This window comes from Deinococcus marmoris DSM 12784 (assembly GCF_000701405.1).
Lineage (GTDB): Bacteria > Deinococcota > Deinococci > Deinococcales > Deinococcaceae > Deinococcus > Deinococcus marmoris.
In genome coordinates, this window is sequence record NZ_JNIV01000164.1 from 1 (window position 1) to 5,841 (window position 5,841).

5 protein-coding genes and 1 pseudogene are annotated in these 5,841 nt (G+C 64.2%); 5 read left to right on the forward strand and 1 reads right to left on the reverse strand.

Features of this window, described 5'->3' with window-relative positions; all coding sequences use genetic code 11:
* Positions 1-245: pseudogene (locus Q319_RS0122165) on the reverse strand (IS701 family transposase); the annotation flags it as partial.
* 356 nt (positions 246-601) lie between these two features.
* On the opposite strand from Q319_RS0122165, the gene Q319_RS0122170 reads away from it, so the two are divergent.
* The 5 genes from Q319_RS0122170 to Q319_RS0122190 form a co-directional block, all read left to right on the forward strand.
* The gene (locus Q319_RS0122170; protein WP_162178696.1) at positions 602-1,621 is read left to right on the forward strand and encodes an ROK family protein; all 1,020 of its coding nucleotides are present in this window, start codon (positions 602-604) and stop codon (positions 1,619-1,621) included.
* On the forward strand, positions 1,611-3,020 hold the full coding sequence (locus tag Q319_RS0122175; RefSeq protein WP_029484583.1) for an argininosuccinate lyase: 1,410 nt from the start codon (positions 1,611-1,613) through the stop codon (positions 3,018-3,020). Before Q319_RS0122170 ends, Q319_RS0122175 begins: the two co-directional genes overlap by 11 nt.
* Positions 3,017-3,790, forward strand: coding sequence for a PIG-L family deacetylase (locus tag Q319_RS0122180; RefSeq protein ID WP_029484584.1), 774 nt, complete (start codon positions 3,017-3,019; stop codon positions 3,788-3,790). Before Q319_RS0122175 ends, Q319_RS0122180 begins: the two co-directional genes overlap by 4 nt.
* A 66-nt stretch (positions 3,791-3,856) precedes the next feature.
* Positions 3,857-5,284, forward strand: coding sequence for a sugar-binding protein (locus Q319_RS0122185; RefSeq protein WP_162178697.1), 1,428 nt, complete (start codon positions 3,857-3,859; stop codon positions 5,282-5,284).
* 53 nt (positions 5,285-5,337) lie between these two features.
* Positions 5,338-5,841 (forward strand): extracellular solute-binding protein (locus Q319_RS0122190; protein ID WP_029484586.1); only part of this gene is annotated, 504 nt, incomplete at its 3' end.

The following is a 5,841-nucleotide window of genomic DNA, read 5'->3' on the forward strand; positions in this document are numbered from 1 at the left end:
CTGTGAGGTTTGGGAATCACACAGTCATCGACACTCAGCGTTCCGTCCTCCTGCTCGATCTGCCTGACCAACGGCTTTGCCAGTTTCCAGAGCGTACGGGAAAAAGCCTCTTCCTGACGCAAAAAACGAGTGACCTGATCGTGACTGACTTCCCCCAGCAGCAACTGGGCGAGCATGGTGGCACTCGTTTGACCGAACGAGGAGATCAAGAAATCGCTGTACAGTTCCATCATCCGGCGAGTCACCTCCCCAGTTTGCGTCGCCGCAGTGCGAAGCAAGAAATCCTGATGATTTCATGGAGTCTTCAAATCGTAGCGCGTAAGGTCAGTGATCAATCACGATCCTCATGTCGTGGTGGACGCCGCACTCACGCGCCTGCCGACTCTGTAAGCCTGAAGTCAACCTCAGTAGCCGTGGTCAACAAACTGGCCAGGGAAACCGATTGGAAGGAAGCGAGAAGGCTCTCTTCTCGTCCTCGCGTCTACCCGCAGACAAGAAAAAATACCGTGTAGAACGGAGAGGCGAAGGAATATTGCTTTTCCACAGGCAAAGGTATACAGTGACCCCAATCGTTAATAAAGTTTCTTATCTAGGAGATGCAATGGGTCAGCCGCGTGAGCTTCGGCGTCTTAATCGCCGCGCCGTCACACAACTGCTATTTTTGGGAACCGGGTTGACACGCCCACAGCTCGCCGATCAGACCGGCCTCTCCAAGGTCACCGTCAACGTCGTGGTCCAGGAATTGCTGAATCACGGCATCGCCCAGTTGTCCATTTCGCCTGATCAGGGTCTGGGCCGCACCCCCCACCGGGTCGAGCTGCGCCCGCAAGTGGGCGCGGTCCTGGCCGTCAATCTGCAACCCACCCAGATCCACACGCAGCTCAGCGGTCTGGCGGGCGGCGTCCCCAGGCAGCAGCAAGTCAATTGCGCTGAGGCTGGTCTCACCGACGCGCTTCTGAATGCGTTTACTCAGGCACTGACCGATGCTGCTTACGGGCCGCTCTGTCACGTCCTGATCGGCCTGCCAGCACCCGTCGATCCGCAGGGCCGCGTCCGGGAACCCAATGTCACCCATCACCTCAATGTGCAGCGTGTCACGGCTTTTCTGGACGCCGCCGGGGTGACCTACGCCTTTGCCAACGATGCCAATCTCGTTGCGCTGGCCACCACCCGCGAGACTCCCGGCTGGAGTCATGTTGCGGTGCTGATCGAGCGGCCCAGCGGAACAGGGATGGGCCTGCTGCTGGGCGGCGAACTCTACCGGGGGATGCACGGACGCGCCGGAGAAATCGGGCGCTCACGCTGGCCCGGCCCACTCGGCGCAGAGCCGCTCGAAAGTCTGCCCAGTCCCGAACGCCTGGAGGCCACGGCGTTCATGCTGGCCGGACTCGTCCATACCCTCGATCTGCAACACGTCGTCCTCGGTCTGCCGCAGGACCGCGCTGCCGCGTTGCAGGACAAGCTGAGCGTGCTGCTGGACCTGTCGATCACCATCCACCTGCTGCCGGATGTGGGGGACGCCGTCCTGCGCGGCGCGGCCCTGCTGGCCCGAGAACAGGCTCATGAACACCTGCTGGCACGCGTGGAAGACCTGGGGAGGGAGAAGACCGATGTGGCATGACACGTATCTGAGGGTGGTCTTGCAGCCTGATTACGACTACGCCAGCGAACACCTGCTGCCCCACCTCTTCGACGCCCTGAGCGCCCACGCCCTGATGCTGGACGGCTGCGGTGTGGCCCACGCGGGCAAGGCGGCCACCCTGCTGCGCGAGATCCGCCGTCAGCCTTTCCCGGCCTACGATCCTAGCGTCGAGGACGTGTTCTTCACGCTGGACCGTGAACTGGCCGCCCGCGACGTAGACGCGGCGGGGGCGCTGCGAACGGCGCTGTCCCGCAACGATCTGGACATGACCATCTACCGCCTGAGTGCCCGGCAGCGCCTGATGCGGGCGATGGAGCGGGTGCTGCGGCTGCGGCGCACCCTGCTGGACCTCGCCGCACGCGAAATCGACACCGTGATCGTGGCGTACACGCACCACCAGCCTGCCCAGCCCACCACGCTGGCGCACTACCTGACGGCGGTGGAAAATGTGCTGGCCCGCGACACCGTGCGGATGCTGGGGGCCATGACGCACCTGAACATCAGTCCGATGGGCGCGGTGGCCCTGGGCGGCACCAGCTTCCCGATTGACCGCACGCGCACATCAGACTTGCTGGCCTTTGACCGGCCCATCGAGAACACCTACGACGCCGTGAGCGCCAGCGACTGGCAGGTGGAAATCGCCAGCGTGATCACGGTGGTGTCCACCACGCTGTCGCGGGTGCTGTATGACCTGTTGTTCTGGGCCTCGCGCGGGCTGCTGTCGCTGGCAGACGGTCTGGTGCAGGGCAGCAGCGTGATGCCGCAGAAACGCAACCCGGTGGCGCTGGAACACGCCCGCACCAAGTTCAGCAAGGCCATCGGCGTGACCCAGAGCGTGATCATCTCCAGCCACAACGTCCCGTTCGGGGACATCAACGATCCCGGCCCGGACATGCAGCCCCCCCTGACCAGCATGTGGCACGACTTCCGTGACGGGCTGGAACTGCTGATCGCCTCGCTGACCCACCCCAACCTCAACCGCGAGGAATGGTTGCGGGAGGCCCAGCAGGGCGAATCGGTGGTCACCGAACTGGCCGACGTGATCGCCCGCCATACGGAATGCGGTTTCCGGGAAGCCCACGCCCATGTCAAGACGCTGCTGGACCACCTGCACGCCCAGGGCCGCGCCGTCAGTACCCTGACCGCCGCCGATCTTGCCGCCGTTGGACTGGAGTTGCCGGAAGCCGAGGTACGAAGTGCCCTGAACCCGGCAGAATTCATCGCCCGGCGCACCACCTTTGGCGGCCCCGCCCCCTCGGTGATGGCCGGGGAAATCGCGGCGGCCCGCGAACGGCTTGACATTGATTACACCCACCACGGCAGCCTCACCACCCGCTTTATGACCGCCCGCACACACCTTGAAGGAGGTTCTTTATGAAGAAACGGTACCTGTCCAGCCTGATGCTTTCCCTGCTCGTCGGGGCGGCCAGCGCGCAGACCACCCCTGCGCCCGCCGCACCCAACCCCATCCAGAGTGGCCCCGGCAGCTACGGCGGCACAGTCAGCGGCCTGGATCTGATGGACGTGGACCTGATGTTCATCGGCGCGCACCCGGACGATGACGGCGGTGTGGGTGGCATCCTGGCCCGCTACCTGCTGGACGGTGGCTATAAGGGCACGGTGGTCACCCTGACCGGCGGCGAGGGCGGCGGCAACGCCACAGGCCGTGAAACAGGCCGCGCCCTGGGCCTGATCCGCGAGGAGGAAGAGCGCCGCTCGCTGGCGATGCTGGGCGTCAGTAGCCCACATTTCCTGGGACTGCGCGACTTTTACTTCACGCTGTCTGCCGAGGAAACCCTGGCCAAGTGGGGCGGCCCCGCCTTCATCTGTGACGTGGTCCGGCTGGTCCGCGTTCGCCGCCCCGAAGTTCTTGTGACCATGTGGCCCGGTCCAGGCACGCACGGCCAGCACCAGATGGCCGCCCGCGCCGCCACGCTGGCCTACGCCACAGCGGGCGATCCGGCCACCTGCCCGGAGCAGCTCAAGGAGGGGTTGCAGGTCTTCACACCCCTCAAGCTGTACTACTACCCCAACAACGCCGCAGATGCCACCGTCAAGATTCCCACCGACGACATCTCACGCACCGCCCGGATTCGCTACACGGACCTGAAGAACATCGCGCAGTACAACTACCGCTCGCAGGGCTAGGACACCTTCTCGTCGCTGCCTGCCAAGACGGCCAATCCCGAATCGTTCATGCTGGTGGCCTCGCGCGTGCCCACACCTGTCCAGGAAACCTCACTGATGGGCGGCGCACTCACGCCCAGCGGTTCCTCTCCTGCCGGGGTAAAGCTGGAAGTGCTGCCCGCCGCGTACGACATCGGTGCGGGACAGGCCGCACCCGTGACCGTCAAACTGACCAATACCACCGGGAAGGACATGACCGGCGTCACGCTGGCCCTGAACGCGCCGGACGGCTGGAAAGTCTCAGCAGCGCCAGCAGCCAAAACGTTGAAGCCCGGCGAGTCGGCCAGCGCCACCTTCCAGGTCACGGCTCCGGCGAATGCGGCGGCCCAGCGCAGTGAAGTGACGGGCAGCTACCGCGCCGCGCAGGACGGCCAGTCCATCACAGGCCGCGCCGGTAATTTCGTGCGCCCGCTTCCCGCCGTCGTCGCCACCTTCGCGCCCACCTTCGATGTCGCCGCGTATCAGGACTTCGCGCGGCAGACCGGCACCGACTGGGTGATCGGCTCATTGCCCACCCGACTGGCGCTGGCGCTGGGGCAGAAAACCCCCGTGAACGTGCTGGTCACCAACCGCAGCAAGGCTGCCGTGAACGGCAAGGTGGACCTGAAGATGCCCGCTGGCGTCACGCTGTCGGGCGACACGGCCTACCAACTGGCCGCCGGACAGAGCAAGACGCTGACCTTCCAGATGGAAGCTGTGGCCGCCGCGCTGCCCGCCGGACGCCAGAGTGCGCTGCTGCCCGTCAGCCTCAGCACCGGCAACTTTACCGATACGGCTAACGCTTACATCCTGCCAACGCTGACCATTCCGCGCCTGAGCAAAGCGCCGGTCATCGACGGCGATCTGGCCGACATGTCGGCAGGGGCAGATGGGCAGATCGGCCCGGAAGACCTGTGGTGGCGGGCCAAGCCCGACAGCGCGGCGGACGCCAGCGCGGGGTTCAAACTCGGCTATGACGACACGTACCTTTACGTGGGCATGAACGTCAAGGATGAGCTGGTGGCCTGCAACATCGCCCCCGACGACATCAAGGCCCAGCTCCGCTCGGACGCCATCGGCGTGACGGTGGACCCTAGCGGCGACAGCAAGGACACCGGCACCACCATGCAGGCGGCGGCCTTTCCCTGCACCACCGACGGTTTCGGAGCGCGCGGCTTCCGCGACGCCGACGCCAACCAGGGCGTGATGGAAGAAACGGCCCCCGGCATGCAGGTGGCCTCCAGGAAGGTGGACGGCGGCTACAGCATCGAGTTCCGCCTGCCCTGGGCCGCCATGCCCAAGGTGCCAAAAGCAGGCGACACGATTGGTCTCAACCTGGTGATGTACGACGGCGATCAGGCTGACGCCCGCGTGGGCGCGAACATCAGCCAGAGCGGACTGGCATGGGCCTCGTTCTCGTGGGGCGGCAAGCAGGCGCTGCCCTACCTGTGGCCACGCGTCACGCTAGGCAAGTAAACACCCTCCACCCTCTTTTCACGCTCTCCATCTCAAAACAACAGGAGTTCACCATGAAAAAGTTACTGACCCTGGCCCTGGGCCTCTCGCTCGCCTCCGCCTCCGCCGCCCCCGTCACGCTGACGTACTGGCAATACGACTTTGCCAGTAAGGTCACCACCATGAATGAACTGATCAAGAAGTTCGAGGCTGCCAACCCCGATATCAAGATCAAGCAGGAAACCTTCCCCTACGACGCTTACAGCCAGAAAGTCGCCTCCAGCGTTCCAGCCGGGCAGGGGCCGGACGTGGTCAACCTGTATTACGGCTGGCTTCCGCAATACGTGGACGCGGGCTACCTTCAGCAACTCCCGACAAAGGATTTCCCGACGGCCACTATAGACAGCACCTACGCGCCCATGGTGAAGACATCCAAGATGAGCGGCAAGTACTACGCTCTGCCCACATCTGTGCGCACATTGGCACTGTTTTACAATAAAGACCTTTTCAAAGAAGCCGGGATCGCTCAGCCGCCCAAAACCTGGGAAGAAATGATCGCCGCCGGTCAGAAGATCGTT